Here is a 16,725-nt window from a genome sequence, read left to right as displayed (position 1 = left end):
ATGAATCCGCTCCCACCTCCACTACCAAGCAAAGGATGTGTTCGATCGATGACAACCCAAACGACATCGGCAGCAACCGTAAGACCGGAGTTTCCCCGCCCGGACTGGCAGCGCGCGGACTGGCATAATCTGAACGGCGCCTGGGCCTTCCGATTCGATCCGCTGGACGAAGGGAGCGTGGCGTCGTGGCAGCTAAGTCCCGCAGCGGCGTTCGATCGCGAGATTACGGTGCCGTTCTCCTGGGCTAGCCCGCTCTCTTGCATCGGCGAGAATACGGCGGGCATCGGCTGGTACCGCCGCACGGTAGACTGGCAGCCGAAGCAGCGAGACAGCCGGTTGTTCCTGCGCTTCGGCGCGGTGGACTATACGGCCGAAGTGTGGGTGAACGGGACGTTCGCCGGCGTTCATCATGGCGGTTACGGCAATTTCGAGTTTGAAGTGACGGAACTTTGGCAGGCAGGCGGCGGCAATACGATCGTCGTGAAGGCGCAGGATCACGACCGCGACTACCAGGCGAGAGGAAAGCAGGGCTACGGCGAAATTCGCGGCATTTGGCAGCCGGTCTGGCTGGAAGCGAGACCGCGGACGTTCGTCCGCGACGCCAAATTCACGACGTCCCTGGACGGCACGATTCAGGTGAAAGCCCGTATCGAGGCATTGTCGGCGGGATCGGGGACGCTTTTGTTCGACTTTGCGCAAGGGGACGTGAAGCATGCGGCTCATGCGGCGCTGTCGGCGGGGGAGAACGTGATCGAGACCTCGTTCCAAGTAAGCAGTCCGAAGCTGTGGTCGCCGGAAAATCCGCATTTGTACGAAGGGGAGCTTCGGCTTCGCGAGGACGCGGGCGGCGAGGACGTCGTGCAGACGTATTTCGGCATTCGGGAGATCGGCACGGCGCATTTCGGCGAGCGCGGCTACCGCTGGATCACGTTGAACGGCAAGCCGGTCTATCTGAACGGCACGCTGGATCAGTCGTACCATGCGACCGGCTACTTCACCTATCCGTCCGACGAGGAGATGCGGGACGAGATTTACCTCATGAAACGGCTCGGCCTCAACTTCGTCCGCATCCACATTAAGCCGGAGGAGCCGCGCAAGCTCTACTGGGCCGATAAGCTCGGCATTCTCGTCATGGAGGATATGCCGTGCTTCTGGGGCGCGCCGGGCGAGCAAGCCCGCAGCAGCTATGAACGCGAAGCGCTGGAAGTAATCGAGCGGGACTGGAATCATCCGTCGATCTTCTCCTGGGTCATGTTCAACGAGACATGGGGCCTCAAGACCGAGGGCGCTGGCGGCGGCCTGACGGGCGATGCGGCGCAGGCGAGCAGCTATCGGCCGGAGACGCAAGAGTGGGTCAGAAGCATGTATCATTGGGCGAAGCGGCTGGACCCGACGCGTCTGGTAGAAGATAACTCGCCGTGCAACGGGGATCATGTGGAGACGGATCTGAACACGTGGCACTTCTATATCAACGGCTACGAACAGCTGCGCGGCCATGTGGAGGAGGTCGTCGCGAAGGCGGTGCCAGGCTCGGCGCACAACTTCATCGGCGGCAACGCGCAGACGGACGCCCCGCTCATGAACAGCGAATGCGGCAATGTATGGGGCATCGAAGGCGGCGCGGGCGACAGCGATCTTGCCTGGCATTACCGGTACATGATGAACGAATTCCGCCGGCACGACAAGCTGTGCGGCTTCGTCTTCACCGAGTTCCGCGACGTGACGAACGAATTCAACGGGTACTATCGGCTGGACGGGACGGAGAAAGATTTCGGCTACGAGGCGTTCGTGCCGGGCATGACGGTCGCGGATTTGCATGCGCCCGACTTCGTCGTCATCGACGCGCCGCCGTGCCAGACGATCGCGGCCGGCGAGAGCGCAACGGTGACGCTGCTGCGTTCGAGCTTCTCGGACCGGTATCACGGACAGACGCTGACCGTAGCTTGGGAGCTGTCCTACGACAGTCTGGGGACGCGCACGACCGCAGCGACCGGGACGCTGCCCGCGTCATGGGAAGGATATGGCGTCGCATCGGTAGGCGAGCTGACCGTCTCGATGCCGCAGGAGGATGCGGTAGCCGTGCTCGCGATCAAGCTGGTGGACGGCGATGGCAAGATCGTGACGCGCAACTTTACGACGTTCGACGTCCGCGGCGATCGGACTTCCCGCGCGGATGGGGACGCCCTGTTCATCCAGCTGCCGGTCGGCGGCTTCGGCAACCACACCTTCGCGCACCAATGGCAGGCGGTCGGCGGCGCCAAGACGACCGGTGCGGGCGCGGGCCGCTTCGCCTACGACATTACGCTGCCGGGCCGGGACGAGTTGGAGCTGATCGGGGAACTTGCGATCGCATTCGAAGCCGCCGCGTGCCGGCCGCTGGCGCGCCATATCGAAGGCGCGAAGCTCGAGCAGCACGGCATCAGCATGATGCACGGCGCGTCTGCGCGGGTGGAGTACAATCCGAATACGTATTACATGACGGATGAAGAACGCCACGAATCCCGCGTGCATGTCCTCGTCGACGGCGAGCGGATCGGCTCGTTCGTGCTGCCGGACGATCCGGCCGACAGCCGCGGCGTCTTGTCCTGGCATTACCAAGCCAAGCCGAATCGGCTGGACGAAGCGGGCTCGTACGGGTATTTGATCCAGGCGAAGGTGCCCGGCCGTCTGGCCGCCAAGCTGGACCTGCGGCGGTCGATCAAGCTGGAGCTCGAGGCCGAGGACGGCGGCTTGTCGCTCTACGGCCGCAATGCCGGCCGATATCCGGTCGATCTGCTTATCCGCTGCAAGTAAGCCCTGCGTCGCATCCGCCTGGCTAGTCGCGCACAAAGGGTTGCTATGGCAATCGCTCGGCTTTACGTTCGGCGTGTACGTCGGCTCGATCAAAGGGGAAGGAAGAGCTGTCCACCGTCATTTGGCGGTTGGGCGGCTTTTTGCTGTTAAGTAGAGGAGAAGGAGACGATAACGACACCATGATATGGTAGAATTGATCAGAATGGGCATTGGCGATTCACGGGGGGAACAAACAGGGGGGATTAGGAATGGCAAGCCGGATATTTAGTTTTCTCGATGAGCTGCAGCATGATTTGTTCCGGGAAAAGTTAGCGGCGATTGAGCCGAAATATTTCGAACTCTGTTCAGGGCTAGCGGGCAAGAATGAGGCTGATAGAATTCAGAGTATAGAACTGGCCGACTATCAGGAAACACTTCGTTCAGCCTTAAATAAGGCTATTTCTTTGGCGGATGATTCGAGTAAGGCGATTTATTTTGAGTACGATCTTGATAATGACTGGAAGAGCTGCTTCTATTTGTGTAATCAATACAACACGCTTGAAGAGGAAGACGAAGATTGGGCCAGCGAGTGGGAAAAGCATGTTGAAGGCCCTTCTCATATCGAATTCGCCGAAATTTACGCCGAATACGGCTTTGATCGCTCAGAAGCAGCAATCGGAAACACGCTGTACTTAGTTGCTAGAACGGTAGTTGCTTTGGCATCCGTTTGTCAAACGGTAGAATCCCATCTGCCGATAAGTATCGCATTTCATGATCAGGACCCCATCATGAGAATCCGGACAACTGTATTTCATAAGCGAGAAGTTTTATAAGTTGATTGAGAGTCAGGTTAGTTGTTAGTTAAGCCAAGGACTGAATAAAGGGGAAGGCATAGTGGAGCGAGAGGTTACGGAAGGTGAATTTGTTCAGCTGCTTCGGCAAGGACAGCGGGTTTTCAACCGGATTTGCATCGAAGAAGGAGCATATAGAGGTTTTGATTTAACAAACTTAACTTTTAACGCTTGTATCTTGTCTGTAGATTTTTCAGGTTCTAACTTTCAAGACACTCGCTTTATCGAATGTAATTTAAAATCATGCGACTTCTCTTACTGTAATTTTACTCGTGCAAGAATGCAGGGGAATGCCCTAGACGGTGCCATTTTTAAAGGCGCTCATGTGAAAGGAATAACCTTCTCGGAAAATACGTATCATTCCGTCACGATTACGGAAAGTCATCTGAGTGAGATGTTGCTTTAGAGTTAGATTCTCAAATCAAATGAATGGGAGGCAAACAAATGAGTACGACCTTTCAAGTATATCCCACAACAGCATACATCCCACAAATGCCGGAACTTTTGGCGCTCGCGAACGAAAAGCTGCATGCTTTTTTGATGCCGCTCGAGCTGGAGATCACCCCGGTGATCGGCGTGCGGATCGGGGAGGACATCATTGAAAGCGGTTCGTCGAGTGCGCTAACGGCTCGTTGGGATGCGGACTACGCATGGTTTTTTGTCACGCCTAATGAGGATGGAGGGGGTTCGGATGCGTATTATAGAACCGTTGACGAGCTTACGAGCGAAATGTGGGAGGAATACGAGGATCAAGAAGGACCTTACGCGGATGTTTTTACGTCCCTTTCTATCGGGCACTATTGGGAGTTCCGACGGTCGGCCGGACAGCCATCCATTATCAATGCGACATATGGTTTCCTCGCAGCCGCGCTGGCGGAATTGACGAACGGTTTGATCTTTTCCGATGATGGAGCTTGGTCGGGGCCGCCGATACGGGCAGAAGAGTTTGGACTGAAGTACTTTAATCCTTCTGAAGCTCCTAACTACGGGAAATTAGAATGGTATGCAAACGGTCTTGAGATTATTGCCGAGACGTATAAAGGCAAGCCATACGTCTCACCGGTACGCCTGCTGGTCGAGCATGAGTGGCCGTTGAATGAGAGAATTCGCTATGCACCTTCCGGTCGAACGCTGCAGGAAGGTCCGAACGAGGAAGATCATCTGGTCGTCATGCATAGCGAATATCTCGATTTTCCATATCTAGCGGCGCAACGAAATGTGGTGAAGGCAGACGAACAAGACTTGCAGCGTATTCTTATACATTTGGTGATAAGAGGAAGCAATCGGATCGGCCGGTTGCCTGTCAAGAGCATCGAAGAAGTAGAACGAAGACCAATTCTAGAAGATCGTAATCTCGCCTTCTGGGCGAACCCCCTGTTGGTCAAGGATATTGAGTCGCTTCGCCAACAAGTCCTTCAAACATAGATCATTCCCAAGCTTGCATTTGCTTACAGTATTTGCAAAAGGAGGTGCTCTCATGAGAAAGCCGATTGCAGGACTAGCGCCATTAGCTCTTTTTCTCGCGGCATTGCTAGTCTTGAGCGCATGCGGCAGCGGCACGAAACACGTGGAGCATGTGGAAGTATTCATCGTGGAGACGCTGGAGCAGAATGAAGCGGGCTTCTACGAGGCGATCGGCTTCAAGAAGGTGAACGCGGTCACGACGATCGAAGAAGGGAAGAACCACGTGAAGACGGACACGAAAACCATCGAGGACTACTACGATACGGCAGGACGGCACATGAAAACCGAAATCGTTCACTCCTCGCTGCATAAATCACACGTGACGTTAGCGGAAGACAAGGACCACCGGACGGCGACGCTCGAGGAACCGGCGGCTATCCTGCTTCCCGACGGCGAGTCCGGTCCGTTCAAGATGAACAAGATGACGGAAGCCGAAAAGACGAAAGTTCGGGCGCATGTGCAGTCGTTCATCGATCAATTATAAGCCGAGTATCGATGAGACTGCGCGTGTTTGATCGCCCCAACCGGTGAAGTTCATGCTACAATGAAGCATCTTGATTCCTAGGAGACCAGCCATGATCACCCAACTCAAAACCTGGGCGAAGCAGCTCAAAAAGCAAGTTTTCGTTCTCTATTTCGCCTACAAAGACGACCGCACATCATGGTACGCCAAGCTATTCGCGATCTGCGTCGTCGCGTATGCGTTCAGCCCGATCGACCTCATCCCCGATTTCATTCCGATTCTAGGTTATTTGGATGATGTCATCCTCGTTCCGCTGGGCGTCTTGATCGCGCTCAAAATGATGCCGGACGCCGTCCTCGCGGAAGCGCGGGGGAAGGCGGAAGAACGCATGAAGGGCGGCAAACCGAAGAACTGGTTGGTCGGAGGTCTGATCATATTAATTTGGATCGCTGTCGTCACCGGACTCTTGTTGGTATTCGTGAATCGATAGGGGGATACGCTGGACCTGGATTTCATCTTAGCGAAGCCGCCGTCATGGACCAGCGTCAATATGTCTTGTTGAAGGAAGATTATCTTGTTCGACTGGACATCGAACTGAAAGACCCGCCAAAAGCAACCGACTAAGCGGTTGCTTCTGTGTTTTTTCAGCAGCAATGAGCAAACTCGTGCCTGCTCTTCACTCCATCATTCGCTCCCGCGATTCTCTTCTCCTGAACGGCAGCGACAACCCGACCATAACCAACATCAGCAGCCCAACCCCGGCGCTGGCGAACGGATACAGAATCGGGAAGAACAGACTCGGCCACACCTGCAAAATGCCGGACCGATAGCCGACCGAGACCGGCGAGGCGTTCGACTGATTCACGTAATTCGCGAGCTCCGGCTCATCGCCCCATTCGCCATAAGCCACATGCTTTTCCGTAACGGTACCGTCCGCATGAACGTCGACCATCCGCCAAGCCAACGTGTCCGGCTTGAAATTAAACCCGACCCCGTCTACCCGCTGCACGAGGACAAGGCGTTCCTCGCCTTCCTCCCGTACGAGCAGCATTCCGAAATACCCGTGATACCGGTTCTCGTCCAAGTAGGCGGGACGAACCTCCGCTAAGCTAGCGGACGACCAGTCCGTGCCATTGATCGTCATCTGCAAAGCCGACTGCGCTCGGCTGTCCCTCGTCACGCCGCCGGTCGAAAAGCGATCCGTCACGCGGATGGACTGTCCCTTCCACCTGTATTCTCTTACATAGGCCACGGCTTCATCGGATAGCGGGGCAAGTTGAAGCTCGTATTCGACAAGGTTACTAATGACGACAGTTACCCCTTCTCGAATAAGACTGTTGCGCAGCGAGAAGCCGGGGATCGGCATCCCTGTCCCGTCTCTCAACACCTCGACATCGCCGGGCTGCGCGGAATTGACATAGATACGGTCGATTTCGAAATGATTCCGCACCTTGGCGCTCGCCGCGTATTCCACTCCCATCGCCACGATCGGCGGCGCGGAGAACAAAAGCAGCAGCACCGCCCAGCCGGTGACCCACCATCGCCATTTGAACATGTTCACTCACCTCTTGCACTCAGTATAGGAACGGACGCGGCTTGGCGTAAGTTCTAAGTTTTGTAGAACCCGCTCGAGAAGGTGATTCGCACCACATACGCGTACTTTGCTCCCATTCAATAATTCAATCCGCGCATATTGCCCCGGTTCGCCGTTTCTGCTAAGATGATCTGGACTTATTTAATGTGTTTAAAAAGTGCGGACATCCCATTACGCGACGGAAGGCGTTGAAACGACATGACCGATTTGCACACGACGCCGAAAGAAATGAAGAAGGCGATTATTCAGCGCATCCGGGCAGCGCTTATTATGATGGGCAGCGCGACGAAGGCCGAGCTCAGCCAGCGCCTGGGCATCAGCTTCCCGACGATCAGCAAATTCCTGGCCCAGATGGAGCAGGACGGCGAGATTCGCTGCTCCGGGGAGGACGATTCCAGCGGCGGCCGGCGGGCGAAGCGGTATGCGTACGACCCCGAATACATGCTGGGCTTGGCGATCTTCGTCGAGAAGACGGAGACGAACTACACCATCTTCGACTGCGTCGGGGACATCAAGGAGCAGGGGACGACGCCGAGCGTCCTGCGGGAGGACTCGCAGCTGCTGGCCGATCATATCGAAGGGCTGATCGAGAAATATCCGAAGCTTCGCTCGATCGCGATCGGGGTGCCGGGCGCGGTCAACAACGGACGTATTATTTTCATTCCCCCGTACCCGCATTTTCACGATTACGACCTGAAGGGCACCTTCGAGTCGCGCTTCCAAATCCCGGTCGTCGTCGAGAACGACATGAACGCGGCGGTGCTCGGTTATGCCTCGAACATGGAGATCGAGGACGAATCGCTCGTCTACCTGTACTTCGGCCAGAACGGACCGGGCTCCGGCATTATGATTAACGGCGACGTCGTAAGGGGGAGCACGTTCTTCTCCGGCGAAATTTCGCTCGTCCCGCAGTACGACGACCGGAACTTCCTCGAGGCGCTGCAGGACGGGGATCGCAGCCGCCGGGCCGTCCTGACCGGGGAAGGACAGATCGACGCGGTCGCCCGGCTGATCGCGACGTACGCCGTCATCACGAATCCGCGGGCGGTCGTCTTTTGCGACGACGAGGTGGATGAGACGCTGCTGGCCCGCATAACGGAGAGAAGCGCGGCGTATATTCCGCGGGAGCATGTGCCGCTGCTGACGATGAGCGACTGGAAGCAGGATTACTTGAGCGGACTGCAGCATTTGGCGCTCGATCTGATGATTGCGGGAACCGATGCCTAAGCGTAGACGCATGTGAACGAATGGGGGAGCAGCATGGCAACGTTTTTCTTGATCATTATTTATTTGGCTTTCATTAGCTTGGGACTGCCGGATTCCTTGCTCGGCACCGCGTGGCCGGTTATGCGCCGGGAGCTGGAGGCGCCGCTCGGCGCGGCCGGTCTCGTCTTCATGACGATCGCGGCCGGCACGATCGTGTCGAGTCTGCTGAGCGGCCGCGTGTTGAACCGCTTCGGTACGGGGAAAGTCACGCTGATCAGCTGCATCATGACCGCGGGGGCGCTGCTCGGTTACGCCTTCGCGCCTTCGCTGGCGTGGCTGTTCGTCTTCGCCATTCCGCTCGGACTCGGCGCGGGCGCCGTCGATTCGGGGTTGAACAACTATGTTGCCGCCCATTACAAAGCGCACCACATGAGCTGGCTGCACAGCTTCTGGGGCGTCGGCGCCACGCTGGGGCCGATCATCATGGCGCAGTTCATCACGGGCCGCAGCGACTGGCGCGATGGCTACTTGACCGTGGCCGTCATCCAATTCGCGCTGGTCGTGATTCTGCTTTTCACGCTGCCGCTCTGGGATCGGGTCGCGCGGTCTGGCGGCTTGAACGGCAGCGATAAGGCGGAGGAAGAAGCGACGATCTCGCATGCGATCGACGCCGGTACGACGAAGCCGCTGCGGGTGAAGGGCGTCAAGCTGGCGATGCTGTCGTTCTTGTTCTACTGCAGCGTCGAGGCGACGGTCGGCTTATGGGGAAGCAGCTTCCTCGTCGGCGTGAAGGAGCTGTCTGCGGCGCAAGCGGCGCAGTGGGTGTCCTTCTACTACTTGGGCATCACGGTCGGCCGTTTCGTTACCGGCTTCATTACGTTCAAGGTTAGCAACCGCCAGCTCATCCGGAGCGGACAGCTGACGGCGATGGCCGGCGCTTTGCTGCTCCTGCTGCCGCTGCCTTCGGCGTTCGCGCTCGTCGGTCTGATCGTGATCGGCTTGGGACTGGCGCCGATCTTCCCGTGCATGCTGCACGAGACGCCGGTCCGGTTCGGGAAGCGTCATTCGCAGACCATCATGGGCTACCAGATGGCGATGGCTTATACGGGCAGCACCTTTCTGCCGCCTTTCTTCGGCTTCCTCGCCTCCGCTGTCTCCATCGGCGTATTCCCGTGGTTCATCGCCGCTTCGGCGGCGGCGCTTCTGCTCTGTTCGGAGCAGCTGAACGGACTGTTGGGCGGAAGGGGAGCGCGGTCGGATTCGTAATAATTATGGGAAACGTGCCGTTCGATTGGTTTTCTCGGGCCTCTTCGTGGTAAAATAAAGCGAGACTGCATATTTTTCCATGAGAAAAAGGAGCTTGCAATGAAATTAACACCAGAGTACGGCCGTTTAAGAATGGATATCACGGCCCAAGGCAAACCGGATAGGCGGAAGAGCATCTGGCAAATGGTAAACACCATCATTCCCTTCATTCTGCTTTGGGCGGCTGCCTATTTATGTTTGTCGGTTTCCGTTTGGCTCACATGGGGACTGGGGATCGTAGCCGCCGGTTTCCTGGTAAGGATTTTTATTATTTTCCATGATTGCTGTCACTTCTCGTTTTTCTCGAGTAAGCGCGCCAATGCGATCGTCGGCACCATCACGGGAATCCTTACTTTTTTCCCTTATGAACAATGGAAGAACGAGCATGCCATTCATCATGCCACGAGCGGGAACTTATCCCGGAGGGGCACTGGCGATATTTGGACGCTGACGACGGATGAATACGCGGCGCTCTCCTTCTGGAAGCGCCTCGTTTACCGGTTGTATCGCAACCCGCTCGTGATGTTCGGACTCGGGCCGATCTATATTTTCCTGGTGGCGTATCGGGTGAACCGGCGGGAAGCCAAGCGCAAGGAACGGTTGAACACGTATTTGACCAACTTCTCCATCGCGCTGATGATGGGTATTCTCTGCTGGACGCTGGGATGGCAGGAAGCGCTGCTCGTTTATGTGCCGATTCTTTACGTAGCGGGCGCGGCGGGGATTTGGCTCTTCTACGTGCAGCATCAGTTCGAGGATACGTATTTCGAACACGCGGAGGAGTGGGATTACGTCAGCGCGGCGATGCAAGGGAGCTCCTATTACAAGCTGCCGAAGATCCTGCAATGGCTGACGGGGAACATCGGGTTCCACCACATTCACCATCTCGTGCCCCAGGCAACCAACTACCGGCTGGAGCAAATCCACCACAGTCATGAAGTGCTGCGGAACGTGCCGGCGATCGGCATCCGAATGAGTCTGCAATCGCTTCGTTACCGGCTGTGGGATGAAACGGCCAAACGTTTCGTCGGGTTCAGAGCGGTCAGAAGGTAAACGCGCAACAAGGTCGCTTCGAGGAAGCGGCCTTTTTTATTGCGTTCACAGGAGGCGGGCGTCTCGGGGATAAAATGGATATAAATGGGGCATCCTACGCGGCAAACGAATGTGATGCGGAGGGATTGCAACGATGGAGTTTTTCAAAAGCCAGGAGTCGCTGACGGCGCTGCAATGGATTTTGCGCAGCATCGTCGGCTTCGTCTTCCTGCTCGTCGCGGCCAAAATGCTCGGGCAGCGCTCGATTTCGCAGCTTCGCTTCCTCGACTTCATCATTGCGCTGACGCTCGGCAATATCATTGCCCACCCGCTGTCGGATGAACATCTCGGGCTGAAAGGCTCGATGATCACGACGGTCAGTCTCGTGGTGCTCTATGTCGGAGCGGTCTGGCTCAGCTTGAAGGTGCCGCTGCTGAAGCGATTCTTCGACCCGCCGGCGCTTACGCTCATCGAGGGCGGCAAGCTGAATTACCGGAATCTGGTCAGGGCGAAGCTGCCGATCGAATTTCTGTACGCCGAGCTGCGCAAGTCGAATGTGGAAGATATCGCGAAGGTGGCGTACGCGGCATGGGAGCCGGGCGGCACGCTGTCCGTCTTCGTGAACCCGGCGAATCAGCCGGTGACGCCGTCGGACTTGAAGCTGCCCGTGCAGCCGTTCAACCTGACGAGGCCGGTGATCACGGACGGCCATATGGACCACGATCTGCTGCGCGACATCGGCAAGGAGCAGGCCTGGCTCGAGAAGCAAATCCAGCCCGCGCGCTTGTCCGACGTTATCCTGGCAACGGTGGATAATAAGCATGCGGTGCAGGTGCACGCGGTGCGGGAGAACGGCAGCGGGGCTTCGCGGCCTGCGACATCATGAGGGGACGGCGGGCTTGCCCTGTCGTCTTTTTTTGCGCTGCAGAATCCAACTCACGACCGTCCGCGGAACGCACCCGCGAATCTGACGCCATCCTCGACGACTTGACGGCACATGCTCATTTTATACTTAATTAAGGCTACTCGTCCGTCCCAGGCCCCGGTATGATGGTGTGGCGTACAGCGCATCGAATACGAGAAAAGGGGATAGCGATCATGACAGCCACCTTCACGAACCCGATTATGTCGCCCGGTGCGGACCCTTGGGTGCTCCGGCATGACGACGGCTTCTATTATTTCATGGTTACGCAGCGAGACCGACTGACGCTCTGGCGGTCCCGGTCGCTCGCGGGCATCGCGGACGGGGAGCAGCGGACGATCTGGCAGCCGGAGCAGCCCGGCCCTTACAGCTTCAACCTATGGGCGCCTGAGATTCATCGGCTGAACGGGCGGTGGTACGTCTATTATACGGCCAATGACGGCGGCGGAGACGAGACGCGGCGCGTATGCGTCCTCGAGAACGAGGCGGGTAATCCGCTGGAAGGCGAATGGATATGGCGGGGCGCGCTTGCGACGGAGCGGCCGGGGCTTGACGGCTCGGTGCTGGAGCATGGCGGAGCGCTCTATTTCTGCTATGCGGGGTATGGTCACTTCCCGGATTACGGGTCGGCGTTGTATCTCGTGCGCATGACCGACCCATGCACGCTAGCCGGACCGGAGGCGCTGCTCACGGCTCCGACGCTGGAATGGGAGAAGCAGGGCGGGATGGCGATCAACGAAGGTCCCGTCTTCCTGAAGCGCAGCCACCGCGTCTTCCTGGTCTATTCCGCCAGCACGACCTGGTCGGAGGATTACGCGCTTGGCCTGCTGACGATGGCGGAGACGTCCGATCCGATGGCGCCAGGCGCATGGACGAAGACGCAGGAGCCGGTTTTCCGCAAATCCGTCGAGGCCGGGGTGTACGCGACGGGCCATAACAGCCTTACCGTCTCCCCGGACGGCACCGAGGATTGGATCGTCTACCACGCGCTGCCGGAGGCGGGCGCGGATACGAAGCTGCGCAGCACGTTCATCCAGCCGTTCGGCTGGCGGGAGGACGGCACGCCGGATTTCGGCACGCCTGCCGGATGGGGCGCGGCGCTGGCGCTGCCTGCCGGCACGGAATAAGAATACGCAAGAGCGGGACGATTCCGCGGCCGTCTGGTAATGGCTGCGGGATCGTCCCGCTCTCGTTCCGGCTTGCCTGCAGCATGCCGTCCTGCCGCAAGACGGCGCTGACGCGCTAGCGGCGCGCCCCGCGCCAAAGACGGCATTGTCCGACCGGCGTCGCCCGAAGTATAGTTAAAGTGGTGATCGCCATGAAGGACATGCCGTTATACAAACAAATTCAACACGCCATTAAGTCCCAAATCGCGCTCGGCAACCTTCGTCCAGGCGACCGGATTCCGTCCGAGAAGGAGCTGGCCGAGCAATTCCACGTTAGTCTGATCACGACCAAGAATGCGCTTGGCGGCTTGGCCGACGAAGGCATCGTCGTGCGGACGAAAGGCAAGGGCACCTTCGTCGCAGGGGAGGCCGCTTTCGGACTGCGCATGCCGCCGCCCGGGGAAGCGCCGTCCGGCAAGCCGTCCGCGGCTCCCGTCGATGAAGCGCCGCCCGCCGGCGCGATGATCGGGATGATTATCCCGTCGATGCGCACGAAGGTCGAGCAGCGGCTGCTGGACGGCATTGAAAGCGCGGTCAACGAGCGTGGTTATACACTCGTCATCCGCGTCTCCCGCGGCAGCGCGGCGAAGGAGCGCGAATCGATCGCCCAGCTGCGCGCGCTCGGCATCGCCGGTCTCATACTGTTCCCGATCGGGGCGGCGCACGAGCGCCAGACGGTCGATACCGCGCTCGCGCTCGGCTGCCCGCTCGTCCTGATCGACCGTTATTACGCTGATCTGGACGTCGCCAGCGTCAGCTCGGACAATCGGGCGGGGGGGCGGATGGCCGTCGCGCATCTGGCGGGCCAAGGGCACCGTCAGCTTGCGCTGCTGACGCCGCCGCCGGAGCATAGCGTCGTCGTCGACCGGCTTGCGGGCATCGAGGAGGCGTTGGCGGAGCATGGCATTGCGGAGGCGTCACTCCTTCGGGTGACCGTGCCCTATGATTGGTTCAACGTCCCGCAGGAGTCGGCGACCGCTGCGCTGGAGGGTTGGATTCGCATGCGCCAAGCGGCGTTCGCGGCGGTCGTGGCCGTCGACGTCGAGCTGGCGCGGGCGGCCTATCGGGCGCTCGTCCGCGTATTCGGGACGGGCGAGGCACAGCGCAAGTCAATCGTAACGTTCGACGATCCCGAGATCGAGGGCATCGCCTACATCCGGCAGGCGATCGCGGCGATCGGCGAGCGGGCCGTCGCGCTGCTGATGGACCAGCTGCGGACGGGAACTTCTTCGCCCGGGCAGCACGTCGTGCCGACGGAGCTCAAGACGTCTCCGTAACGAGATCACGACAATCGAGCGAGAGACGCGAATACGCGAAGGGGCTAACCCAGGCGTTCATCCAAGGAGGATGCGCCGGGCTGGCCCCTTTGTCATGGTATGGAGCTTGTCGTCTCCGATCCGTTCTCCCGACGTTAGTTAAGGCGAGACGCGGAAGTTATCGAATCGCGTGGCGTTGTTCATCGTCCGTAGCCCGACTTTGCCGTGCGTGAACGGATTCGCGCTGTTATCCGTGTACGTAATCTTCGGCGTATTCATATCGCCGACATATACGCGGATCGTCGTGCCGCTCGCGATGACCTTCATATGCTGCCAGGCATTCGCGGGAATCGTCATCGGCGCGGACGCAAGCGCCTGGTAGCCGTAGTTTAATTTGCCCAAATAGACGCCGTCCGGCTTGAGGAACGCATAGTAGCCCTGCACGTAATCCGGATTGTTCGCGAGCACCGTGCCGTTGGCCGGGTTGTTCACGCGCACGAGCATACCGGCGTCGCCTGTCGTGTCGACCAGCTTGATGTCCGATTCCACCGTGTAGTCCGCCCACCGCTCGTTGCCGATCGTCGTCTTGGCGAACGCGCCGGCGCCTGCCGAAGCCAGCTCCCCGCCCGTCACCGACCAATTGCCCTCGAAGCGCGTCCAGCCATTGTCGTTGCCGTCGTTGAAGTCGTCGAGCAGCGCCGTCGTCGCGTCGCCGCGCGAGAACGTCAGGCCGCTGAGATCGAATTCGCCCTTCACGATCTCGAAGCGCAGCTCGTGGTTGCCGGCGGTCAAGTAGAGCCCCTTCTTGCCGACGGTCTTCCAGCTCTCCCAGTCGCCGGTGCTTGGCGCGGCCACGATGCCGGTCAGGTCGGTCGCCCCGTCCCAGACGCGGAAGGTCGCATCCGTGAAGGTCGTCGCCAGGCGCACGTCCAGATCGTAGTAGCCGGTCTCGGCGACGTTGACGCGGTACTTCAACCATTCGCCCGTCTGGTTCCAGCCGACGATGTTTTTGCCCTCCGCGGCGGAGTTCCGAATGTCGACGTCCCCGCTGCGGTATGTACCGCCGAGATTGCCCGCCGACAGGTCGTGGTACGCGCCGCCTTCGCCGCCGTTCATGTAATGCACGGCTTCGATCTTGCCGGGCAGCGGCTTATAGGCGTTCCAGGCGCTGCTGCCGTTCACCTTATTGCTGAAGGCCGCATAGCCGAAGTCGGCGTGGGCGTCGGTCGTCGTGTAGCCGATTTTGCCTCCGCCAAGTCCGCTGACCGTTCGCGTCTGCTTCTTCATGCCGTCCACGTAGACGGTGAATGCGGCGCCGGCTTTCTCCACGCGGATGCTATGCCACTTCGTGTAATCGTAGCCGGTCGGCAGCGCCGCGTGCTGCCAGCCTTGACTGACGCCGCCGACGACGAAATTCGTCTCCAGCCGGTTCAGGTTGCGGCTCAGCACCGCCACGCCGTAATTGCTCTCGTTCGTGTAGGAGAACACGGCGCCGTAGACGGGATTCGCGCTTGTGCCTTGCTTCAGCTGCTTGGCATGGAATTCCGCGGTGTAATCGGCGGCGGAGCTCGCGGCGGTCACCTGCCGGTACGTCGTCGTATTGCCGATCGTATCCTGCCACATCAGCTCCTGGTTGTAGATGCCCCACGTGCCGCCGCCGACGTTCGTCCAGCCGGCGCCGATCGCGGTCCGGTTGAAGCGGTCCTCGAAGTCCGGCAGATCGGGATTCTGCTGGGCAGTCGTCGTCGGCCCGAGTACGAGCAGCTTGTCCCCGTTCCAGACGACGCGGTCCATGTTCATTTTGCGTCCCGGATAGACGGCGTTGCCGCCGTGGGCGTGCGAGTGGTAGACGATGTAATCGGAGTCGAGATCCGGGCCTTGGACCATGCCGTTGTGCCCGAGTCCCACGTTGGCGCCCTCGGTATCGATCAGCATCGGATTCTGGCCGGCGGCCGGCGCGAAGCCGGTCGTGGGACTTGAGCTCGTCGCGTAATCGACCCGGTAGGCGGTGCTCCAGACATGGTTGCCGGTATACGTCATGTAATACTTCCCATTCCGCTTGAACGTCGTCGACCCTTCGGTCCAGCCGGCCATGGACAGCCCAGTCGCGACCGGCGCGCCGAACGTCGTCGGCGTCGGCATCGGGCGTGCAATCAGCGTATCGGCGCCCGTCGCGTAGAAATACCATTTGCCGTCGTCGTCGATGAAGACGTTGCCGTCGATGCCCATGCCGAGGTTGCCGGTCTGCACCGTGAACGGACCGGTCGGACTGTCGCTCGATAGCACGTAGTGGCCGCCGCCGCCCGGCGACGTGTACATGTAGAACTTGCCGTTCCAGTAGAAAACCTCGGGTGCGTAGGCGGCTTTGGTGACGGCCTCGGTCGTGCAAAGGCCGCGGTACGTCCAGTCGACCAGATTGGTGGACGACCATACCTTCACGCCCGTCTGATCGTCGACCGTACTAACGTACAGATAGTAGGTACCGTTGAACTTCAGGATGTACGGATCGCCCTCGCCATAGAAATCGTTATTCGCCCATCGCCAGGAGCTCGTTAGGTTAAACGGGTTGCTGTAGGCGTAAGTTTGGACCGGCAGCAGCATGAGCGCCGCCGCGCCGAGAATCAGCGTTCGCCAAGGTTTCATATCGGATCATCTCCTCAAGTTGGATATGGATGGGTCTTGCGCCTGTCAATC

At 59.0% G+C, this 16,725-nt stretch carries 14 protein-coding genes; 12 read left to right on the top strand and 2 right to left on the bottom strand.

Going from position 1 to position 16,725, the window contains the following annotated elements:
• The first annotated feature begins 48 nt into the window (after positions 1-48).
• The 6 genes from ACFSKT_RS10600 to ACFSKT_RS10575 all read left to right on the top strand — a co-directional run bounded on the left by ACFSKT_RS10600 (position 49) and on the right by ACFSKT_RS10575 (position 6,040).
• Positions 49-2,793, top strand: coding sequence for a glycoside hydrolase family 2 protein (locus ACFSKT_RS10600; protein WP_377722707.1), 2,745 nt, complete (start codon positions 49-51; stop codon positions 2,791-2,793).
• A 248-nt stretch (positions 2,794-3,041) separates the two neighbouring features.
• Complete coding sequence (locus ACFSKT_RS10595) at positions 3,042-3,605, top strand: hypothetical protein (protein ID WP_377722706.1); 564 nt, start codon at positions 3,042-3,044, stop codon at positions 3,603-3,605.
• 61 nt (positions 3,606-3,666) lie between these two features.
• The gene (locus ACFSKT_RS10590) at positions 3,667-4,029 is read left to right on the top strand and encodes a pentapeptide repeat-containing protein (RefSeq protein ID WP_377722705.1); all 363 of its coding nucleotides are present in this window, start codon (positions 3,667-3,669) and stop codon (positions 4,027-4,029) included.
• Positions 4,030-4,067: 38 nt separating this feature from the next.
• Positions 4,068-5,048: a hypothetical protein gene (locus tag ACFSKT_RS10585; RefSeq protein ID WP_377722704.1), complete on the top strand. Its 981-nt coding sequence runs from the start codon at positions 4,068-4,070 to the stop codon at positions 5,046-5,048.
• Between the two features lie 52 nt (positions 5,049-5,100).
• A complete protein-coding gene (locus tag ACFSKT_RS10580; RefSeq protein ID WP_377722703.1) occupies positions 5,101-5,571 on the top strand; it encodes a hypothetical protein in 471 nt (156 codons plus the stop codon).
• A 91-nt stretch (positions 5,572-5,662) separates the two neighbouring features.
• Complete coding sequence (locus tag ACFSKT_RS10575) at positions 5,663-6,040, top strand: YkvA family protein (protein WP_377722702.1); 378 nt, start codon at positions 5,663-5,665, stop codon at positions 6,038-6,040.
• Between the two features lie 186 nt (positions 6,041-6,226).
• Here ACFSKT_RS10575 and ACFSKT_RS10570 read toward each other — a convergent pair whose 3' ends face one another.
• Entirely contained in the window at positions 6,227-7,105 is an 879-nt protein-coding gene (locus tag ACFSKT_RS10570; protein ID WP_377722701.1) for a hypothetical protein, read from the bottom strand.
• Between the two features lie 237 nt (positions 7,106-7,342).
• On the opposite strand from ACFSKT_RS10570, the gene ACFSKT_RS10565 reads away from it, so the two are divergent.
• The 6 genes from ACFSKT_RS10565 to ACFSKT_RS10540 all read left to right on the top strand — a co-directional run bounded on the left by ACFSKT_RS10565 (position 7,343) and on the right by ACFSKT_RS10540 (position 14,052).
• Positions 7,343-8,371: an ROK family transcriptional regulator gene (locus ACFSKT_RS10565; RefSeq protein ID WP_377722700.1), complete on the top strand. Its 1,029-nt coding sequence runs from the start codon at positions 7,343-7,345 to the stop codon at positions 8,369-8,371.
• Positions 8,372-8,404: 33 nt separating this feature from the next.
• Positions 8,405-9,616 (top strand): MFS transporter, encoded by a 1,212-nt coding sequence (locus ACFSKT_RS10560; protein WP_377722699.1) that lies wholly within the window; start codon positions 8,405-8,407, stop codon positions 9,614-9,616.
• A gap of 99 nt (positions 9,617-9,715) precedes the next feature.
• Positions 9,716-10,708: a Delta(5) desaturase DesA gene (desA, locus tag ACFSKT_RS10555; protein WP_377722698.1), complete on the top strand. Its 993-nt coding sequence runs from the start codon at positions 9,716-9,718 to the stop codon at positions 10,706-10,708.
• A 133-nt stretch (positions 10,709-10,841) separates the two neighbouring features.
• Complete coding sequence (locus tag ACFSKT_RS10550) at positions 10,842-11,573, top strand: DUF421 domain-containing protein (RefSeq protein ID WP_377722697.1); 732 nt, start codon at positions 10,842-10,844, stop codon at positions 11,571-11,573.
• 212 nt (positions 11,574-11,785) lie between these two features.
• The gene (locus ACFSKT_RS10545) at positions 11,786-12,736 is read left to right on the top strand and encodes a glycoside hydrolase family 43 protein (protein ID WP_377722696.1); all 951 of its coding nucleotides are present in this window, start codon (positions 11,786-11,788) and stop codon (positions 12,734-12,736) included.
• A 191-nt stretch (positions 12,737-12,927) separates the two neighbouring features.
• The gene (locus tag ACFSKT_RS10540) at positions 12,928-14,052 is read left to right on the top strand and encodes a GntR family transcriptional regulator (protein WP_377722695.1); all 1,125 of its coding nucleotides are present in this window, start codon (positions 12,928-12,930) and stop codon (positions 14,050-14,052) included.
• A gap of 138 nt (positions 14,053-14,190) precedes the next feature.
• Here ACFSKT_RS10540 and ACFSKT_RS10535 read toward each other — a convergent pair whose 3' ends face one another.
• Positions 14,191-16,674, bottom strand: coding sequence for a family 43 glycosylhydrolase (locus tag ACFSKT_RS10535; RefSeq protein WP_377722694.1), 2,484 nt, complete (start codon positions 16,672-16,674; stop codon positions 14,191-14,193).
• Positions 16,675-16,725 lie beyond the last annotated feature (51 nt).

The sequence above is a fragment of the Paenibacillus xanthanilyticus genome (assembly GCF_042682185.1).
Taxonomy (GTDB): Bacteria; Bacillota; Bacilli; order Paenibacillales; family Paenibacillaceae; genus Paenibacillus_Z; species Paenibacillus_Z xanthanilyticus.
The sequence above is the reverse complement of the archived record's forward strand: the minus strand, read 5'-3'. Positions and strand labels throughout refer to the sequence as shown.

What these genes read in the sequence shown, in the direction of transcription:
- ACFSKT_RS10595 (WP_377722706.1), top strand. Translation starts at nt 3,042, where the DNA reads ATGGCAAGCCGGATATTTAGTTTTCTCGATGAGCTGCAGCATGATTTG.
- ACFSKT_RS10565 (WP_377722700.1), top strand. Translation starts at nt 7,343, where the DNA reads ATGACCGATTTGCACACGACGCCGAAAGAAATGAAGAAGGCGATTATT.
- desA (WP_377722698.1), top strand. Translation starts at nt 9,716, where the DNA reads ATGAAATTAACACCAGAGTACGGCCGTTTAAGAATGGATATCACGGCC.
- ACFSKT_RS10545 (WP_377722696.1), top strand. Translation starts at nt 11,786, where the DNA reads ATGACAGCCACCTTCACGAACCCGATTATGTCGCCCGGTGCGGACCCT.
- ACFSKT_RS10570 (WP_377722701.1), bottom strand. Translation starts at nt 7,105, where the DNA reads ATGTTCAAATGGCGATGGTGGGTCACCGGCTGGGCGGTGCTGCTGCTT.
- ACFSKT_RS10560 (WP_377722699.1), top strand. Translation starts at nt 8,405, where the DNA reads ATGGCAACGTTTTTCTTGATCATTATTTATTTGGCTTTCATTAGCTTG.
- ACFSKT_RS10600 (WP_377722707.1), top strand. Translation starts at nt 49, where the DNA reads ATGACAACCCAAACGACATCGGCAGCAACCGTAAGACCGGAGTTTCCC.
- ACFSKT_RS10550 (WP_377722697.1), top strand. Translation starts at nt 10,842, where the DNA reads ATGGAGTTTTTCAAAAGCCAGGAGTCGCTGACGGCGCTGCAATGGATT.
- ACFSKT_RS10575 (WP_377722702.1), top strand. Translation starts at nt 5,663, where the DNA reads ATGATCACCCAACTCAAAACCTGGGCGAAGCAGCTCAAAAAGCAAGTT.
- ACFSKT_RS10540 (WP_377722695.1), top strand. Translation starts at nt 12,928, where the DNA reads ATGAAGGACATGCCGTTATACAAACAAATTCAACACGCCATTAAGTCC.
- ACFSKT_RS10585 (WP_377722704.1), top strand. Translation starts at nt 4,068, where the DNA reads ATGAGTACGACCTTTCAAGTATATCCCACAACAGCATACATCCCACAA.
- ACFSKT_RS10535 (WP_377722694.1), bottom strand. Translation starts at nt 16,674, where the DNA reads ATGAAACCTTGGCGAACGCTGATTCTCGGCGCGGCGGCGCTCATGCTG.
- ACFSKT_RS10580 (WP_377722703.1), top strand. Translation starts at nt 5,101, where the DNA reads ATGAGAAAGCCGATTGCAGGACTAGCGCCATTAGCTCTTTTTCTCGCG.